This window comes from Pseudonocardia halophobica (genome assembly GCF_027922425.1).
GTDB lineage: Bacteria > Actinomycetota > Actinomycetes > Mycobacteriales > Pseudonocardiaceae > Pseudonocardia > Pseudonocardia halophobica.
In genome coordinates, this window is record NZ_BSFQ01000005.1 from 128566 (window position 1) to 146725 (window position 18160).

Below are 18160 nucleotides of genomic sequence, written 5' to 3' on the forward strand. Positions count from 1 at the left end.
CAGGAGTGACCAGGCAATGACGACCGCGAAGACCTTCGCCGACCGGGACACCACGTTCATCGGCGGTGCGTGGGTGCCCGCCACCGGCGAGCAGGTGTTCGGTGTGATCGACCCGTCCACGGAGGAGCCGGTGGCGACGGTGCGGGAGTCCTCACCCGCCGACGTCGCGCGCGCCGTGCTCGCCGCACGGGCCGCCTTCGACACGGGCCCGTGGGGCGCCTCCACACCGGACCAGCGGGCCGACGCGATCGACGAGCTCATCCGCGCCATCGAGGCCAGGGGGGAGGACATCGCGCAGGCCCTGACCGCCGAGATCGGGGTGCCGATCAGCGCGACGCGCAACTCGGTGAAGTTCGGGTGTACCTACCTGCGGTACTACTCCGACCTCGCGCGCCGCTACGAGTTCCGGGAGGACCGGCCCCGCCAGGACGGCAACATCACCCGCATCCTGAAGGAGCCGATCGGCACCGTCGCGGCGATCGTGCCCTACAACGGGCCCTTCTCCATCGCCTGCATGAAGCTGGCCCCGATCCTGGCGGCAGGCTGCACCGCGGTGCTGAAGTCTCCGCCGGAGGCACCGATCGCCGTCAACATCCTCGCCGAGATCGTCGAGGGCCTGACCCGCGACGGCGTGCTCCCCGAGGGTGTGCTGAACATCGTCGTGGCCGACCGGGCGGGCAGCGAGGCCCTGGTCGCCGACCCGCTGATCGACAAGGTCACCTTCACCGGGAGCACGGAGGTGGGGCGGGCCATCCTCGGCGCCGTGAGCAGCCGGATCGGGCGGGCCACGCTCGAGCTCGGCGGCAAGTCCGCGGCCATCGTGCTCGACGACGCCGACCTGGACGACACCGTCCGTCACCTGGTCGCGGGTGGCCTCGGCAACTGTGGCCAGGGCTGCTACAACACGACCCGGGTCCTGGTCTCCGAGGCCCGCCGGGACGAGCTGGTCGAGGCGCTTACGGGTGCCGTCTCGTCGATGTTGGTGGTCGGGGACGCCCACGACCCGGCCACCACGACCGGCCCGCTCGCCGGGGCACGCCACCGTGACCGCGTGGAACGCTACGTCGAGGTGGCCAAGCAGGAGGGTGCGCGGGTCGTGCTGGGCGGCGCTCGGCCGGCGGACCGCGACCGCGGCTTCTTCTTCGAGCCGACGGTCCTGGTGGACGTGCTGAACACCTCGCGCGTCGCTCAGGAGGAGATCTTCGGGCCCGTGGTCAGCATCATCACCTACACCGACGTGGACGACGCGGTGGCCAAGGCCAACGACTCGATGTTCGGGCTCGGGGGCGCCGTCTTCACCGCCGACCGGGAGGCGGGGTTCGAGCTGGCGAGGCGCATCCGCACCGGCACGGTGTCGGTGAACTGCTTCGTCGGCTCCCACGTGACCACGCCGTTCGGGGGCTACCGCCAGTCCGGACTGGGGCACGAGGGCGGGGTCGAGGGTCTGGAGGACTTCCTGCAGTCGAAGTCGGTCCACACGGTCGGGTGATCAGGACACTGATCGGCCCGAGTCGCTGACGTGCCCTTCTCTCGGTGAGTCGGGACGGTGCTGAAAACCATTCTGTTCGAACGTTGTCGGCGAGACGTGGGAATCGGGTCCGCAGATCTGCTGACCTGATGAAGCCTATTCAGTATACTTCTCCGAGCTGTAGAGCCGAATGGCTCGCACAGCGCGGACACCGAGGAATGAGGAGAGCGAACGTGTACTCAGAGGAGGACCTCCGGCTGCACCTGGACCGGGCCGCGATCCAGGCGGTGCTGGTCCGCTACGTCAACGCCAACGGCGCGGACGACTTCGACGGCATGGCGGCGTGCTTCGCGGAGGACGGCGGGATGGAGGGCGGACAGTCCGGCGGTCGCGCGGCCCTGCGGGAGCGTTTCTCCACCATCCGGCCCCGCTCGTGCGTCATGTGGTCGGTCGACAAGATCGTCAAGACCCAGCACCTGCTGACCAACGTCGAGATCGACGTGCAGAAGGACGACGCCACGTCGTTCTGCGGCGCCACCACCTACGTGCTCGCGGAGCGCGCAGGCGAGCCGCTGGTCATCGTGCGTGGCATCACCTACACCGACACCTTCGTCCGCAGCGAGGACGAGGGGTGGTTGATCAAGAACCGGACCCACGACTTGATCTGGTCGTACGAGACCCCGGCGCTCACCGGCGTCCACTGAGGACGGTGATCGTCGGGGAGGTACGGTTCGGCACTCGGCGGCGCTCGTGCGTCGCCGAGTGAGTTTCCACATGACGGGCGGCTTCGGGAACCCCCGGCATCCTCGGCCCCGGCGACGACGCCGGGGCCTCCGCCTCAACGGAGAGGTTCGACGAACCATGAAGGTGTCCCGAATGCGGGCAGAGATGGGACGGGGCCGCGGCCGTTCGCGGACGTCCCGACGATCGGGCTGGTGGCTCGCGGGCATCCTGGCCCTCGCCACGATCGTCTCGACGGCGTGCGGAGGAGCTGGGCAGTCCCAGGCCGCGTCGGGCGACTGGCGTGCCGACGCCGATCGGACCGGCATCCTCACGGTCGCGGCACGGCTGTCCGGTGGGTACACGAGCAAGACCTACGATCCGATCCGGACCGTCGCGCTCCCGGACATCATCCTCGGACGGCTGATCTTCGGCACCCTGATCGACAAGAACCCCGCCGGTGAGCCGACGCCGTGGCTCGTGGAGTCCTGGTCCCAGCCGGACGCCACGACCCTGGACCTGAAGATCCGTCCCGGGGTGACCTTCCACGACGGCACGGTGTTCGACGCGGCGGCGGTGAAGGCCGGTCTCGACCGGAACCGTGGCGAGGGTTCGGCCTTCGTGGGCACCCTCAGCATGATCTCCTCGACCGAGGTCCTCGACCCCCTCACGCTGCGGGTCACGATGTCGCGACCGGCCGGGGGAAACCTGCTGTTGACGCTGTCGGGTCGTGAAGGCCTGATCCCTGCCGCGGCGAGCATCGCGAACCCGGACTCGATGGCCACCAAGCCGATCGGCGCGGGCCCGTTCGTGGTGGAGGAGTCCCGGCAGGGCGAGTCGGTCAAGCTCCGGGCCTACCCGGGCTACTACGACAAGGACCAGTTCCTGCTCGGCGGCATCGACATGACGAACGTGAACGACGACGTCGCAGCGCGCAACGCGGTGCTGTCCGGCACCGCGAACTTCGGCTTCGTGGACGCCGAGGGCATCAGCGCACTGCAGTCCAGCCCGAGCACCGGGGTGGAGGTGCTGCCATCCCCGGCGGAGTACTTCCTCAACCTCAACCTGGGCACGACCGAACCGCCGATCTCCGACCCGTTGGTGCGCCGGGCGATCTACCAGGCGATCAACCGTGAACAGATCACGTCGTCCGTCGTGGGGGTAGGGGGACAGCCGGCATGGCAGATGTTCCGCGAGGGCGAGCCCGGCAACGACCCGGCGCTCAACGGGAAGTACACGTACGACCCGCAGGCGGCTAAGTCCCTGCTCGCTCAAGCGGGCTATCCGGATGGGTTCGCCATGAAGCTCTACACCAACTCGTCCGCCGGCCCTGAGGCTCGCACCGTCGAGGTCGTCGCGGCCAACCTCGGCGAGATCGGGATCAAGGTCGAGATCGTCACCGGCACCGACTTCATCCAGGACTTCGCCGTGGACCACAAGGCCCCGGCGGCGATGCAGCTGTGGCAGCCTCGTGCCGACCCCACTCAGACGTTCCGCACGCTGTTCGGGGATGGCATCCAGAACTCGGGCAAGTACCGGAACGACCAGCTCAACAACCTGGTCCTGCAGGCTCAGGGGGAAGCCGACCAGGCGCAGGCGGGCGCGATCCTGCAGCAGGCCTCACAGATCGTGACCGACCAGGCGCTGTCCGTCCCGATCGTCTTCATCCCGTCACGATGGGGGCACAGCGGAAAGGTGGCGTTCCGGGACGGCCAGCTGGTGCAGTACGGGAATCTCGGCCAGGGCGTGAACTTCTCCTCGGTCTACCTGACCCGGTGAGCTGACGCGATGAGGACCCGGGCCGGCCGCGCCACCCCGGGTCCTCGTCGTCGGTGGGATCTCCCGCCGGGTGTCGGCGATGTTGAGTGGGTGTTGAGGTCGTATTGCGTCTCGCATGATCCGGACCGCGCAGACTGTGGACGGTGGTGGGACACCGGCTTCGAGAAGCCGCCAGGCCCGCTTCGACATCCAGCTCCGTCCGGCGAGGAGGCCGTCCGACATGAAGCTCGCGCTGTATCTGCCCAACTTCCGGGACAAGGTGACCGTCGAGGAGCTGGAGGACCTGACGGCGCTGGCGGAGGACCTCGACTTCGACTCGGTCTGGACCCTCGACCGCATCGTCGTGCCCGAGGCCTCCGACCGTGAGCAGCTGCAGTACTCGTTCGGCATGATGCCCGGACTGCCCAACGCCCTGCCCGTGTCCTCGCGCGGAGAGTGGCTGCAGGGCATGCCCCTCATCCCGTGGCTGGCGGCGAAGACGTCCAAGGTCCGGATCGGCATGAGCATCATCGACACGCCCTACCGCGCTCCCGGCGTGCTGGCCGCCGAGATGGCCACGATCGACCACCTGTCGGGCGGTCGGCTCAACGTCGGCGTCGGCTCGGGCTGGATGCCCGAGGAGTTCGCCGCCTCCAGCGCCTCGCACATCTTCCCGAAGCGCCACAAGCACGTGCGCGAGACGATCGAGATCATGCAGGGCGTGTGGGCGCAGGACAACCCGCACTTCGAGTACCACGGTGAGTTCGCGGACTTCGAGCCGTGCGGTTTCGGTGCCAAGCCGCTGCAGCAGCCCGGTCCGCCGATCTTCTTCAGCGGCCTCAAGGACCCGCGCCGCTCGGCGCTGCGGATCTCGAGGTACAACCTGTCCGGCTGGATCGGCATCCAGGACTCGCCGGAGGACATCAAGCGGTGGCGGGGTGAGATCGAGCGCGAGCTCGGCGAGCTGGACACCGAGCGCTCGGTGGACGACCTGGAGATCTGCAGCATGCTGTGGACCACCATCACCGAGACCGAGACCGACCAGGCCCCCAACGGTCGCCTGACCAACCTCATGGTCGGCACCGCGGCGCAGATCACCGACAACCTCAAGCGCTACAAGGAGGCCGGCCTCACCATGCCCCTGATCTGGCCGCCCTTCGCCGACGTCCCGGTGTCGAAGACGCTCGACGACCTCAAGTGCCTTCGGGAGGAGATCCTGCCCAAGGTCGAGGCTTCCTAGCCTCACGCTCCCGGTTTCGCTCGCGGCCGGGCGGCGTCCTCACCGTCCGCCGCGGGCTCGCACCCGTCGTCTCTACGCTGGAGTCCTCGTGAACGTCGCCGCGCTGCTGTCCGAAGGCAACGCCCTGGCGGGCGGCAAGCCCGCCCTGGTCCACGGGTCGTCGGTGCAGAACTATCCCGAGCTGGTGCGTCGGGTCGGTCGCCTCGCCGCGGGTCTGCGCGGTCTCGGTCTCCGGCGGGGTGACCGAGTCCTCCTGCTGACGCCGAACCGGACCGAGCTGGTCGAGGCCCTGTGGGCCTGCTTCCACGGGGGCTTCGTCGCGGTGCCGGTGAACTGGCACCTCCACCAGGACGAGGTGTCCTACATCGCCCGACACAGTGGGGCGTCCGTCGCCCTGCTCAGCGACGAGACGGCGGTGGCGACCGAGGGCCTTGCCGACTGGGTGACCGTGGTGCGGGTGGGCCGGGCGGACGAGAGCACGGCCGGACTGGACTTCGAGGCGGTGCTCGCGGACGAGCCCGAGCCGATCGCGGAGACCTCTCCGGACGAGCCCGCCTGGCTCTTCTACACCTCGGGGACCACCGGCCGTCCCAAGGGCGCGACGCTGACGCACGGCAACCTGGTCGCGATGGCCACGGCCTATCACGAGGACCTCGACGAGGTGGCCGAGGACAGCGTCTACCTGCACGCCGCGCCGCTGACCCACGGCAGCGGGCTGTATCTGCTGCCCTCGATGGCGCGCGGTGCCACCCAGGTCATCGCCCCCGGGACGAGCTTCGTGGCCGCGGACTTCGTGGAGCTGCTCGCGAGGCACCGGGTCACGCACGCCGCGTTCCTCGCGCCCACCATGCTGAAGCGGGTGGTGGAGCAGGCCCGTGGTCGGGAGCTCCCCGACCTGCGCAGCATCGTGGTCGGCGGAGCGGCGCTCTACCGACAGGACCTGCGGACCGCGTCCGAGGTCTTCGGCGAGATCGTCATCCAGATGTACGGCCAGGGCGAGGCCCCGATGACGATCACGGTCATGCCCGCCAAGGAGGCGCTCGCCCACCCAGGGTCGTGCGGACGTCCCTTCCGGTCGGTCGAGGTGCGCATCGCCGACTCGGCGGGGGAGGAGCTGCCCGAGGGGACGGAGGGCGAGGTCCTGGTGCGCGGGGACGTGGTGATGAGCGGTTACTGGGACAACCCCGAGGCCACCGCGGCCACGCTGGCCGGGGGCTGGTTGCACACGGGCGACATCGGCAGGCTCGACGGTGGGTACCTCTTGCTCACCGACCGGGCGAAGGACGTGATCATCACGGGAGGCTCGAACGTCTACCCGCGCGAGGTCGAGGAGGTCCTGCTCACCCATCCCGCGGTGCGGGAGGTGGCGGTCGTCGGCGTGCCCGACCCCGAGTGGGGGGAGTCGATCCGAGCCTTCGTCGTCGCCGAGCCCGGTGGCGACGCGGACGCCTCGGACATCATTCAGCACTGCCGGACCCGGCTGGCGTCCTTCAAGAAGCCCCGCGACATCGTCTTCGTCACCGAGTTGCCCAAGAACGCGACCGGCAAGGTCCTCAAGCGCGAGCTCCGGCTGCGCACGCCCTGATCCCTGTGGATTCCCGTGGTGTCACCGTGGGCGATCGTCAGACCCGGAGCGCTCGCCGAGGGTGGCCCGATCGTGCAGGGGCCACATTCTGTGGACAATGGGCCTAAAAGAGGGTACTGATTGGTCGCCAGTGGGCAGGTGGCGAGAGCCTGCTCGCTCCGTCCACGGGCGGGAGGGACGGCGACGGCGTGGTTGCGGGCGAGGGATACGGATGAGGTCACCGGGATGAAGGCGTTGCGGGTCGGGGTGGTTGCGGAGTCGACGAAGGGGGAGACCCGAGTCGCGTTGTCGCCGGAGACCACGGCGAAGGTGGTCGCGTTGGGCTACACCGTGGCGGTGGAGTCGGGGGCGGGTGCGCGGGCGGGGTTCGCGGACGCGGCGTACGTCGAGGCGGGCGCGGAGGTCGTGGCGGGCTCGGTGTGGGATGCGGACGTGGTGCTGATGGTGAACGCGCCGCAGGCGGACGAGATCCCGCAGCTTCGCCGCGGTTCGACGGTGATCGGGTCGTTGGCGCCGCGGTTCGAGGAGGAGCGAACGGCGGCCCTCACCGCGGCGGGTGTGACGGCGTTGTCGATGGACGCGGTGCCGCGGATCTCGCGGGCGCAGTCGATGGACGTGCTCAGCTCCATGGCGAACATCGCCGGGTACCGGGCGGTGATCGAGGCGGCGCACGCGTTCGGCCGGTTCTTCACCGGGCAGGTCACCGCGGCGGGCAAGGTCCCGCCGGCGAAGGTCCTCGTCGCGGGCGCGGGCGTGGCGGGGCTCGCGGCGATCGCCGCGGCCAACTCGCTCGGCGCGGTGGTGCGGGCCACCGACCCCCGGGCGGAGGTTGCGGACCAGGTCAAGTCGCTGGGGGGTGCGTACCTGGCGGTGGAGGTGGAGCAGGAGGCGTCCACCGACGGGTATGCTAAGGCCACGTCGGCGGACTACGACAAGCGCGCGGCGGAGATCTACTCCGAGCAGGCCGCGGAGTGCGACATCATCATCACCACCGCGCTGATCCCCGGCCGCGCGGCGCCTCGTCTCATCACTGCGGCGGACGTCGCGTCGATGCGGCCCGGGTCCGTCATCGTCGACATGGCGGCGGCGCAGGGCGGCAACGTCGAGGGTTCGGTGGCCGGTGAGGTGGTCACGACCGACCACGGTGTCACGATCATCGGGTACACGGACCTGGCGGCGCGGTTGCCCGCGCAGGCCTCGCAGCTGTACGGCACGAACGTGCTGAACCTGCTCAAGCTGATGACCCCGGAGAAGGACGGGCATCTCGTTCTCGACCTGGAGGACACGGTCGTCCGGGGGATCACGGTGGCGCACGGCGGGGAGACGTTGTGGCCGCCGCCCCCGGTGTCGGTGTCCGCGGCGCCGGCCGCGCAGCCGGTCGCACCGGCTCCGGTGGAGGAGAAGAAGGAGCGCTCGTCGCTGGTCCGCGCGCTCCCCGGTGCGCTGGGCGCGCTGGCCCTGTTCCTGGTCACGGCGTTCGCGCCGGCGGAGCTGGCGGGGCACCTGACGGTGTTCGTGTTGGCGATCGTGATCGGCTTCTACGTGATCGGGAACGTGCACCACGCGCTGCACACGCCGCTGATGTCGGTGACGAACGCGATCTCCGGGATCATCGTCGTCGGCGCGATCCTGCAGCTGGGCACTGGTGGTGGCGGGCTGGTGCTCGGGCTGGCCGCGGTCGCTGTGCTGCTCGCGGCCATCAACATCGTCGGTGGCTTCGCGGTGACCCGCCGCATGCTCGCCATGTTCTCGAGGAGCTGAGATGGCCACCTGGACTACTGCGGCGTATCTGATCGCCGCCCTGCTGTTCGTGATCTCCCTGGCCGGGTTGTCGAAGCACGAGAGCTCTCGGGCGGGGGTGGTGTTCGGCATCACCGGCATGGCCATCGCGCTGGTCGCCACGGCGATCGTGGCGTTGGGCTCGGCCTCGGGGCTGGGCATCGCGCTGCTGCTGGTCGCGCTGGTCATCGGCGCGGCGATCGGGCTCTGGCGGGCCCGCGTGGTCGAGATGACGGGCATGCCCGAGCTGATCGCGCTCATGCACTCCTTCGTCGGGCTCGCCGCGGTGCTGGTGGGCTGGAACGGCTACCTGGAGGTCGAGTCCGGCCACATGGAGCTGGCCGGGTCGCTGCTGGGCATCCACCACGGCGAGGTCGCCATCGGCGTGTTCATCGGCGCGGTCACGTTCACCGGCTCGATCGTGGCGTACCTGAAGCTCTCGGCGAAGATCAAGTCCGCGCCGCTGATGCTGCCGGGCAAGAACGCGCTGAACCTGGGCGCGCTGCTGGTGTTCGCGGCGCTGACGGTGTGGTTCGTGATCACCCCGGCGCTGTGGATCCTGACGGTGCTGACCGTGCTGGCCCTGCTCCTGGGCGTGCACCTGGTGGCCTCGATCGGCGGCGGGGACATGCCCGTCGTCGTCTCGATGCTCAACTCCTACTCGGGGTGGGCGGCGGCGGCGTCGGGCTTCCTGCTGGGCAACGACCTGCTGATCATCACCGGTGCGCTCGTGGGGTCGTCGGGTGCGTACCTGTCCTACATCATGTGCAAGGCGATGAACCGCTCGTTCATCTCCGTGATCGCGGGCGGGTTCGGCGCCACCTCCTCGTCCGCGGCGGCGGTGGAGGGCGAGCACCGGGAGATCGACGCCGCCGGGGTCGCCGAGCTGCTGGCCGAGGCATCCAGCGTGGTCATCACCCCCGGCTACGGCATGGCGGTGGCGCAGGCGCAGTACCCGGTCGCCGAGCTCACCCGCAAGCTGCGCGACGCCGGGGTGAACGTGCGGTTCGGAGTGCACCCGGTCGCGGGGCGGCTGCCCGGGCACATGAACGTGCTGCTCGCCGAGGCGCAGGTCCCGTACGACATCGTGCTGGAGATGGACGAGATCAACGACGACCTCGCCGAGACCGACGTCGTCCTGGTCATCGGGGCGAACGACACGGTCAACCCGGCCGCCTCGGAGGACCCCGGGAGCCCGATCGCGGGGATGCCGGTGCTGAAGGTGTGGGAGGCCAAGGACGTGATCGTGTTCAAGCGGTCCATGGCCACCGGCTACGCGGGCGTGCAGAACCCGTTGTTCTTCCGCGAGAACATCCAGATGCTCTTCGGCGACGCCAAGGACCGCGTCCAGGACATCCTCGTCGCCCTGCCGGTCCGCGCGTGAGGGAACCGAGCATCGCACGGCGGGCCGTTGCCGTTCAGGCGGCGATTCAGTAGCCTCAAGGCGGCGCGTGATCCAGGCCACCGACGGACCTGGAACCGGCAGGGCGGAGCGCTGCCGGTGCCGACACGGGTGCGCGCCCTCTGATCGCGGACATGTCGAGGACGCAACGATGCCCACCTCACCTCGTACGATCATCATCCGCCGGTACCCGAGTCGGTCGGCGCTCCGCCATGCGGAGCGCCTGCTGAGCGAGTCGGGGGCGGCGCGGGAGGCGTGCGTCGTCAGTGCGGCCGGGTTCGTCCGGTGGCGCCTGGGGATGACCCTGGTCCACCACGGCCTGCCGTGGACGGACGACCAGCGTCGCGAGCTGAGGCTGGCCGCCGCAGGCGGCTCGCTGGGCGTCGACACCGGCCCGGCGGCGCTCAGGGAGCAGGCCACCGAGCGGATGCCCGAGGATCTCGTGCGCCGCACGCGCGAGGCGGTCGGGTCGCTCCCGCGGGGTGCCGCCGTCCTCCTCCTGGTCGTCGACGGCCCGATGGCCTCGCCCCCCGGATGCCTGCGGGACGACGGTGGACGGACGGTGTCGACGTTCGCCGAGACCGAGGCGCCGACCCTGCCGCCGTTCTCGGACGCCCCCGTTCGGTCCGGTGTCGGTCATCGACGCCCCTGGGGTCCGTTCGTTCCTCTATCCTCGACGTGACCTGCAAATCAGGACACTCTGTAGGGATGGGCGGATCGGACAGGTGAGAGCACGGTGACGACGTTCAAGAGTCTCGGGGAGCGGGAGCAGACCTTCGTCGGCGGGCGGTGGCGGGCCGCGACCGGTGACCGCGTCCTCCAGATCGTGGACCCCTCGACCGAGGAGGTCATCGCCTCGGTCCGGGAGAACTCGACGGCGGACGTCGCGGCCGCGGCGCAGGCCGCGCGGGCGGCGTTCGACTCGGGTCCCTGGCCGGACTTCGAGCCCGCGCAGCGTGCGGCCGTGCTCGAGGCGTTCGCCGAGCGCGTCGAGGCGCGGGGCGACGAGATCGCGGACACGCTCGTGTCCGAGATCGGCGCTCCCCTCACCATGGCCCGGGGGTCGGTGCGGCTGGCCACGACCTTCCTGCGGTACTACGCCGACCTCGTCCGCCACTACCCGTTCCGCGAGGACCGGCTGCGCCAGGACGGCACGACGACCCGGATCCTGCGCGAGCCGACCGGGCCCGTTGCGGCGATCGCCTCCTACAACAGCCCGTTCGCCGTCTCCGTCATCAAGACCGCCCCCGCGCTCGCCGCGGGCTGCACCATCGTGCTCAAGCCGCCGCCGGAGACGCCGCTGGCGGTGCACATCCTGGGCGAGATCGCCGCCGAGCTCACCGAGGCGGGCGTGCTGCCGCCCGGCGTGCTCAACGTGGTGGTCGCGGGCAAGGAGGGGAGCGAGGCACTCGTCGCGGACCCCGCCATCGACAAGATCACCTTCACCGGCAGCACCCAGGTCGGCCGGGCCATCCTCGCCACGGCCGGGCAGCGCATCGGCCGGGTCACCGTCGAGCTCGGGGGCAAGTCGGCGGGCATCGTGCTCGACGACGCCGATCTCGAGCAGGTCGTTGCCCCCCTGGTGGGCGGGGGCACCGTCAACACGGGCCAGGCCTGCTTCGGCCTCACCCGGGTCCTGGTGTCCGAGCGACGGCGAGACGAGCTGGTTGACGCCATGAAGGCGCGCATCGAGACCCTCGTGGTGGGCGACCCGCGGGACCCCGCGACCACGACCGGGCCGCTCGCCGGGGCACGGCACCTGGAGCGGGTGCAGGGTTACGTCGAGCTCGCCAGGTCCGAGGGGGCGCGGGTCGTGGTGGGCGGGGGCAGACCCGCTCACCTGGCGAAGGGATACTTCTTCGAGCCGACCCTGCTCGTCGACGTCGACAACTCGTCCCGGGTCGCCCGCGAGGAGATCTTCGGACCGGTCATCAGCGTGATCACCTACCGGGACCTCGACGAGGCGGTCTCCCTCGCCAATGACAGCATCTACGGTCTGGGAGGCGCCGTCTTCGCGGCCGACCCCGAGAGGGCCTTCGAGGTGGCGCGGCGGATTCGGACCGGGACCGTCGCGGTGAACGGGTTCGTCGGCTCGCACGTCACCACACCGTTCGGCGGGTACAAGCAGTCCGGCATGGGCAAGGAGGGCGGGGTCGAGGGCCTCGAGGTGTTCCTCGAGGCCAAGTCGGTCCACATGCCGACCTGAGTCCGGGGGAGGTGCGGCCCGGTGGTGCTCGGGAGGGCTCTCGGCCCTCCCACCGCGGGTCGCGCTTCTCGGCGAAGGCCCGCATCCCCTCGCGGGCGTCGGCACTGTGCATCAGGACGGGGCCCCCTGCGTAGCTGTGCGGAGATCGCTCGCCGCCAGGACATGCCCGAGAAGTACCTCGAGGGGATCCTCGGCCAGCTCCGCCGTGCGGGTCTGGTGCGCAGCCAGCGTGGGGTGGACGGCGGGTACTGGCTCAGCAGGCCGGGCCGGACCATCTCGCTGGCGGACGTGGTGCGGGCCGTCGACGGCCCGCTGGCGACGGTGCACGGCCTGCCTGCCCAGGAGATCGCGCACGAGGGCGAGGCCGCGGCGCTGCCGCGCGTGTGGGTCGCCCTGCGCGCCAGCGTGCGCGGGGTGCTGGAGAACGTCACCCTCGCGGATGTCGTCTCGGGAAGGCTCCCCGCGGACGTCGAGGACCTGACGACGGCGCCGGGAGCCTGGGAGAGTCGGTGATCGGCCGCGAGAACAGTGTCCTGCAAGAGCGCGCACCGCACTGCTTCCGACGCCCCCAGGCTCCATTCGTGCGAGTCGATCCGGTGGGTCCTTGAGGAGCCAGGGATGGACGTGCAGAATGAGACTACTGAACCAGGCTGGTCGTCGTCGACCGGACACGTGGCCGAGGGTCGTGTGGTGCGGGGGCGTCCGCGGTGCATCGATGAGAGGTCGGGATGAAGACTCGCGCAGCCGTTCTGTGGAGCACAGGCGGCAAGTGGTCGGTGGAGGAGCTCGACCTCGCCGAGCCGGGGCCGGGTGAGGTCACGATCCGGGTGCGGGCCAGCGGGCTCTGCCACAGCGACGACCACAACGTGACCGGGGACAGCCAGGCGCCACTTCCCGTGGTGGGCGGGCACGAGGGCTCCGGCGAGGTGGTGTCCGTCGGGCCCGGTGTCGACCGTTTCTCGGTCGGTGACCGGGTGGCGACCTTCCCCATGCCGGCGTGCGGGCGCTGCCGTTACTGTTCGTCGGGTCGTAGCCACCTGTGCGACCTGTCGGCCCGCACGATGATGGCCACAGCCGGGGAGAACGCCCGGTTCCGCTTCCACCGGGGGGACGTGGGCGTCGGCGCATACACCCAGCTCGGGACGTTCAGTGAGTACACCACGATCAGCGTCGAGCAGGCCTTCGCCCTACCGGACGACATCCCGTTCGCCGCGGCCGCCCTCGTCGGGTGCGGGGTCAGCACCGGTTTCGGCGCCACCCGCAGGGTGGCACCGGTCTCGCCCGGGGACCACGTCGTCGTCATCGGGGTGGGGGGCGTCGGCGCCGCGGCGGTCCAGGGCGCGCGGGTGGCCGGGGCGAGCACGATCATGGCGATCGACCCGGTGCCGTTCAAGCTGGAGCAGGCGGTGCGGTTCGGCGCCACGCACACGGCGCACGGCATCGGGGAGGCCCTCCCGGTCCTGCGCGAGGTCAGCTGGGGTGCGATGGCGGACGTCGTCGTGGTGGCCGTGGGTGTCATGCACGGCGAGATGTTGGCGGCCCAGGCCGAGCTCGTCGCGAAGGGCGGCTCGCTGGTGATGACCGCGGTCGCGCCCCTCGTGGAGACCACGGTGGCGCTGCCCCTCACCCGGTTCGCGCTGGCAGGCAAGTCCCTGGTCGGCAACCTGGCCGGCTCGACGAACCCGGTGGCGGACTTCGACGAGATGTGGCGGCTCTACCGGGCCGGGCAGGTCCAGCTGGACGAGATGGTCACGAGGACCTACTCGCTGGACCAGGTCAACAAGGGGTACGAGGACATGCACGCCGGGCGCAATGTGCGCGGCCTGGTCGTCTTCGACTGACCGGCGCGAGAGTGGCGAGCACGACGAGGACGGGTAGGGGAATGTCGGAAACGGACGTGGTGGACGTCGACGTCATCGTGATCGGTGCGGGGTTCGCCGGGATGTACGCCCTGCACCGCCTCCGGGACGAGCTGGGCCTGCGCGTCGTCGGGGTGGAGCGGGGCACCGGGGTCGGCGGGACCTGGTACTGGAACCGGTACCCGGGGGCTCGGTGTGACGTCGAGTCGCTCTGGTACTCCTACTCGTTCTCGGAGGAGCTCGAGCAGGAGTGGAGCTGGTCCGAGCGTTTCGCGACCCAGCCCGAGATCCTCGCCTACGCCGAGCACGTCGCGGACCGGTTCGACCTGCGTCGCGACATCCTGTTCTCCACCGACGTGCGGCGGGCGGAGTTCGACGACGCCTCCTCGACCTGGACCGTGCACACCGCGGACGGCCGCACGCTCTCGGCGAGGTTCCTGCTCACCGCACTCGGCAACCTGTCCGCGGCGCAGGTACCGCGGTTCCCGGGGGCGTCGGAGTTCGCGGGGCGCACCTTCCACACCGGCGCGTGGCCGCACGAGGGCGTCGACTTCACCGGACGCCGGGTGGCGGTGATCGGGACCGGGTCGTCCGGGATCCAGGCGATCCCCCACATCGCCGCGGAGGCGGCGCACCTGTTCGTGCTCCAGCGCACGCCGGCGTTCTCCGTGCCCGCGCGGAACCGGCCGCTCGCGGAGGAGGAACTGGCGGACGTCAAGCGCCGCTACCGGGAGCTCCGCGCGCTGATCCACGAGTCTCCCGCGGGGCTGCCGGTCCCGCCCTCGACACTCAAGGCGCTCGAGCTGTCCCCTGCCGAGGCGCGGTCCGCGTTGGAGGAGAGGTGGGCCCGCGGTGGTGGCTGGATCGCCTCGACGTTCGCCGACAACCTGCTCAGCGAGGAGGCGAACGCCGTCACGGCCGACTTCGTGCGCGAGCGGATCCGCGAGCTGGTGCATGATCCGGAGACCGCCGAGTCGCTCATTCCGCGCGACTACCCGATCGGCGCCAAGCGGATCTGCGTCGACACCGACTACTACGCGACCTTCAACCGGGACGACGTGACGCTGGTCGACGTGCGCCGGACGCCGATCGAGCGGATCATCCCCGCGGGCGTCGTCGTCGGCGGGCGGGAGTACCAGGTGGACGACCTCGTGTTCGCCACCGGGTACGACGCCTTCACCGGCCCCCTCGACAAGATCGACATCATCGGCTCGGGCGGCATGTGCCTGCGCGACAAGTGGTCGGAGGGCCCGATCACCTACCTGGGGATCGCCACGGCGGGCTTCCCGAACCTGCTCATCCTGACCGGCCCCGGGAGTCCGTCGGTCCTGGCGAACGCGATGCCGGTGATCGAGCAGCACGTCGAGTGGGCCTGTGCCCTGGTGGACCATGCGCGACGGCATGGGCTCCACCGCGTCGAGGCGCAGCCTGCCGCCGAGGCCGAATGGACCGCGCACGTCGGGGAGATCGCGAGCAGGACGATCCTGATGAAGGCCGCGTCCTGGTATCTCGGGGCCAACGTCCCGGGCAAGCCGCGGGTGTTCGTGCCCTACGCCGGTGGGCTCACCCACTACCGCGACATCTGTGACGGGGTTGCGGCGGACGGCTACCGCGGTTTCACACTGACGGGCGGGGAGGACGCCGCGGTCGCCTGACCGGGCGCGGACAGCGGAGGGGCCGAGGATGGGACGCGAGGAGCCGGGGACCCACGCCCGGCGGTGGACGTCGCCGGACTATCGGGTGGACGAGGGCGGGAAGGTGGTCGGAGGCTACCGGCCGTCCGGTCCACACAACTGGGGTCGCTGGGGGGACGCCGACGTCCGCGGCACCACGAACCTCATCACGGCGGAGGTGGTCCTGAAGGCCGCGGGCCTGGTGCACAGCGGGGAGGTGATCTCCCTCGCCCTGCCGATCGACGACTCGGCCCCGCGATGGCCCTCCCGCCCACCGGCCAGGCACTACTTCACGATGTCCGGCTCGGACGCCGTCGTCGGGTCGCCGTACAACGCGGCTGCGCCCGGTGCCGTCTACCTCGACGACGGCATCGACATGTCGCTGCAGGGATCGACGCAGTGGGACGGCCTGGCGCACTTCACCATCGCGGACTCCACGTACAACGGTCACTGGGTCGGCAACGTCACCGCGCTCGGTGGTGCGGTGGACACGGGCATCCACCACCAGCGGGAGTCGCTGGTCGGACGCGGGGTGCTCCTCGACGTCGCCCGGCACCTCGGTGTGGACTCCCTGGAACCCGGGACGGCCATCGGGCCGGACGTACTCGACGAGGTGGCGGCCGCGCAAGGCGTCGAGGTCGGCACCGGGGACATGGTGCTCGTCCGCACCGGCTATCTGAGCCGGTGGTGGACGTTGGAGGACACCGCCTCCCGAGAGCGGTACTTCACCGCGGTACCGGGCCTCGGCCACGCGTGCGTGCCCTGGTTCCGCGAGCGCGACATCGCGGCACTCGCCACCGACACCGTGGTCGTCGAGGTGGTACCCGCCGAGGCGGACGCGCCGCGCAGGCTGCCGGTCCACCACGGCGCGCTGGTGGACCTCGGTCTCACCCTGGGCGAGTTCTGGGACCTCGACCGACTGGGGGTCGTCTGCGCGGCGGACGAGCGCTACGACTTCCTGCTCGTCGCGCCCCCGCTGCACATCCGCGGAGCGGTCGGCTCGGTACTCAACCCGGTTGCGATCCGTTGAGGCTCGACGCGGTGTGAAGCGCCGTGGGGCGGACCCGACATCGGGTCCGCCCCACGACGTTCGCCGCCCTGTGCCGTCGCTATGCCGGCGCGCGTTCGCCTTCGACGGGCGACCCGGCGGCGTCGACGGTGGCGCGAGCCCGGTCCCCGGAGCGCAACGCCTGGTGGGCGAGGTACAGCCCCACCAGCCCCACCGCTCCGGCGACGTACATCGCAGCCCCGTACCCTCCGGTCAGGTCGAAGATCAACCCCCACAGCGGGGCGCCGAGCGCCAGCCCGACCCACATGCCGGAGACCACGGTTCCGTACGCGGCTGGGAACCGGGTCTGCCCCACGGCCTTCGCGGTGAGCAGCGGCAGGATCACCGTCGGCACGCCGAGCGAGATGGCCGCGATCGGAATCAGCATGAGGAAGGCCCAGAGGCCGAGGTGGCCGAGGAGCGAGATCGCAGGCACGCCCAGGATGAACAGCGCACCGAGCGCCCCGAGCAGGGCCTTGGTGCCGAGGCGGTCGTGCAGGAAGCCCAGGACGGGCTTGGTGAGCAACCCGCACACGGCGAAGTAGGACAGCAACATGCCGCCGGTGACGGCGTCGATGCCGAACGACCGGTAGACGGCGGGCTGGATCTGCCCGTAGATCGACTCGATGGAGAAGAGCACGGCGGTGACGGTCAGCAGCGCGACGGCCGGGCCGAATCCACGCAGCGCAGCCCGGCGCTCGGCCCGTGCCTGCGCGCGGGAGAGGCCTCCCGCGTTGGCGGTTCCCGCGTTCACCGGAGGATTGTGGATCAGCAAGATCCCGGGCAGCACGCCGAGCAGGACGGACAGCCCGGCGAACACGAGCAGCCCGCCGGAGAACCCCATGGTCCCGAAGACCCGGGGGAGTACCAGGCCCCAGACCAATCCGCCGAGCCCGGTCGACGACGCAGCGATGCCGAGTACCAGCCCTCGGCGGGAGTGTGTGTGCCACCCGGTGAGGATGGTGTTGGCCGGCAGCAGTGTCGAGGCGGCCCAGCCCACGCCCAGCGGCGCCGACATCAGGTAGAACACGATCATCGAGGGCGACAGGGCCATGCCGAGGTAGCTCAGCGCGGTCAGCGCGGAGCCGAGGACCACGACGATGCGGGGCCCGTACTTGGCGACGAGTCGGCCCATCGGCGCGACCGCCACGGCGCCGCTCAGCATGAAGATGGAGTAGTACACCAGGAACTGGGCGGTGGAGACGCCGAAGCGCTCCGTCCCCGGCACGACGAGGAAACCCATCGCGACCGACAGGGACACCATGACCAGCAGGAGGGAGGCGCCCACCGTCGACGTCGCGCGGCAGCGGCGGCCGGTACGGTCCAGCTGGGTACCCACGGTCGAGGGCACCTGATCGGGGTTGAGCGTCATCGGTGACCCTTCCCGGCATCGGGGATCATGAGGCAACCGCCGGCCCGGCG

Annotated in this window: 14 protein-coding genes; 13 read left to right on the plus strand and 1 reads right to left on the minus strand. The window is 70.6% G+C overall.

Annotated features, from left to right (window positions below; all coding sequences use genetic code 11):
* Positions 1-16 precede the first annotated feature (16 nt).
* The 13 genes from PKE99_RS08530 to PKE99_RS08590 all read left to right on the plus strand — a co-directional run bounded on the left by PKE99_RS08530 (position 17) and on the right by PKE99_RS08590 (position 16720).
* Positions 17-1489 (plus strand): aldehyde dehydrogenase family protein, encoded by a 1473-nt coding sequence (locus tag PKE99_RS08530; protein WP_037041018.1) that lies wholly within the window; start codon positions 17-19, stop codon positions 1487-1489.
* 212 nt (positions 1490-1701) lie between these two features.
* Positions 1702-2172 carry a nuclear transport factor 2 family protein gene (locus PKE99_RS08535; RefSeq protein ID WP_037041021.1) on the plus strand — a complete coding sequence of 157 codons (471 nt, stop codon included), beginning with the start codon at positions 1702-1704 and terminating at the stop codon, positions 2170-2172.
* A gap of 172 nt (positions 2173-2344) precedes the next feature.
* Positions 2345-3967 (plus strand): ABC transporter substrate-binding protein, encoded by a 1623-nt coding sequence (locus PKE99_RS08540; RefSeq protein ID WP_197040468.1) that lies wholly within the window; start codon positions 2345-2347, stop codon positions 3965-3967.
* 220 nt (positions 3968-4187) lie between these two features.
* On the plus strand, positions 4188-5186 hold the full coding sequence (locus PKE99_RS08545) for an LLM class flavin-dependent oxidoreductase (protein ID WP_037041028.1): 999 nt from the start codon (positions 4188-4190) through the stop codon (positions 5184-5186).
* Between the two features lie 88 nt (positions 5187-5274).
* Entirely contained in the window at positions 5275-6771 is a 1497-nt protein-coding gene (locus PKE99_RS08550) for a class I adenylate-forming enzyme family protein (RefSeq protein WP_037041031.1), read from the plus strand.
* Positions 6772-6996: 225 nt separating this feature from the next.
* Positions 6997-8532, plus strand: coding sequence for a Re/Si-specific NAD(P)(+) transhydrogenase subunit alpha (locus PKE99_RS08555; protein ID WP_271214861.1), 1536 nt, complete (start codon positions 6997-6999; stop codon positions 8530-8532).
* Between the two features lies 1 nt (position 8533).
* On the plus strand, positions 8534-9934 hold the full coding sequence (pntB, locus tag PKE99_RS08560) for a Re/Si-specific NAD(P)(+) transhydrogenase subunit beta (protein WP_037041036.1): 1401 nt from the start codon (positions 8534-8536) through the stop codon (positions 9932-9934).
* 169 nt (positions 9935-10103) lie between these two features.
* Positions 10104-10634, plus strand: a complete 531-nt coding sequence (locus PKE99_RS08565) for a hypothetical protein (RefSeq protein WP_037041039.1) — start codon at positions 10104-10106, stop codon at positions 10632-10634.
* A 54-nt stretch (positions 10635-10688) separates the two neighbouring features.
* On the plus strand, positions 10689-12158 hold the full coding sequence (locus tag PKE99_RS08570) for an aldehyde dehydrogenase (protein ID WP_037041042.1): 1470 nt from the start codon (positions 10689-10691) through the stop codon (positions 12156-12158).
* 162 nt (positions 12159-12320) lie between these two features.
* Positions 12321-12671, plus strand: a complete 351-nt coding sequence (locus tag PKE99_RS08575) for an RrF2 family transcriptional regulator (RefSeq protein ID WP_051736807.1) — start codon at positions 12321-12323, stop codon at positions 12669-12671.
* Between the two features lie 215 nt (positions 12672-12886).
* Positions 12887-13999, plus strand: coding sequence for an NDMA-dependent alcohol dehydrogenase (locus tag PKE99_RS08580; protein ID WP_037041043.1), 1113 nt, complete (start codon positions 12887-12889; stop codon positions 13997-13999).
* Between the two features lie 41 nt (positions 14000-14040).
* The gene (locus tag PKE99_RS08585) at positions 14041-15672 is read left to right on the plus strand and encodes a flavin-containing monooxygenase (RefSeq protein WP_037041044.1); all 1632 of its coding nucleotides are present in this window, start codon (positions 14041-14043) and stop codon (positions 15670-15672) included.
* 28 nt (positions 15673-15700) lie between these two features.
* Positions 15701-16720: a cyclase family protein gene (locus tag PKE99_RS08590; RefSeq protein ID WP_037041045.1), complete on the plus strand. Its 1020-nt coding sequence runs from the start codon at positions 15701-15703 to the stop codon at positions 16718-16720.
* Between the two features lie 79 nt (positions 16721-16799).
* Here PKE99_RS08590 and PKE99_RS08595 read toward each other — a convergent pair whose 3' ends face one another.
* Positions 16800-18077 (minus strand): MFS transporter, encoded by a 1278-nt coding sequence (locus PKE99_RS08595; RefSeq protein ID WP_197040469.1) that lies wholly within the window; start codon positions 18075-18077, stop codon positions 16800-16802.
* Positions 18078-18160: the final 83 nt, after the last annotated feature.

Bases quoted from the DNA above. Each gene is read 5' to 3' on its own strand.
- PKE99_RS08530 (WP_037041018.1), top strand. From the start codon at position 17: ATGACGACCGCGAAGACCTTCGCCGACCGGGACACCACGTTCATCGGC.
- PKE99_RS08540 (WP_197040468.1), top strand. From the start codon at position 2,345: ATGCGGGCAGAGATGGGACGGGGCCGCGGCCGTTCGCGGACGTCCCGA.
- PKE99_RS08545 (WP_037041028.1), top strand. From the start codon at position 4,188: ATGAAGCTCGCGCTGTATCTGCCCAACTTCCGGGACAAGGTGACCGTC.
- PKE99_RS08555 (WP_271214861.1), top strand. From the start codon at position 6,997: ATGAAGGCGTTGCGGGTCGGGGTGGTTGCGGAGTCGACGAAGGGGGAG.
- pntB (WP_037041036.1), top strand. From the start codon at position 8,534: ATGGCCACCTGGACTACTGCGGCGTATCTGATCGCCGCCCTGCTGTTC.
- PKE99_RS08565 (WP_037041039.1), top strand. From the start codon at position 10,104: ATGCCCACCTCACCTCGTACGATCATCATCCGCCGGTACCCGAGTCGG.
- PKE99_RS08575 (WP_051736807.1), top strand. From the start codon at position 12,321: ATGCCCGAGAAGTACCTCGAGGGGATCCTCGGCCAGCTCCGCCGTGCG.
- PKE99_RS08580 (WP_037041043.1), top strand. From the start codon at position 12,887: ATGAAGACTCGCGCAGCCGTTCTGTGGAGCACAGGCGGCAAGTGGTCG.
- PKE99_RS08585 (WP_037041044.1), top strand. From the start codon at position 14,041: ATGTCGGAAACGGACGTGGTGGACGTCGACGTCATCGTGATCGGTGCG.
- PKE99_RS08590 (WP_037041045.1), top strand. From the start codon at position 15,701: ATGGGACGCGAGGAGCCGGGGACCCACGCCCGGCGGTGGACGTCGCCG.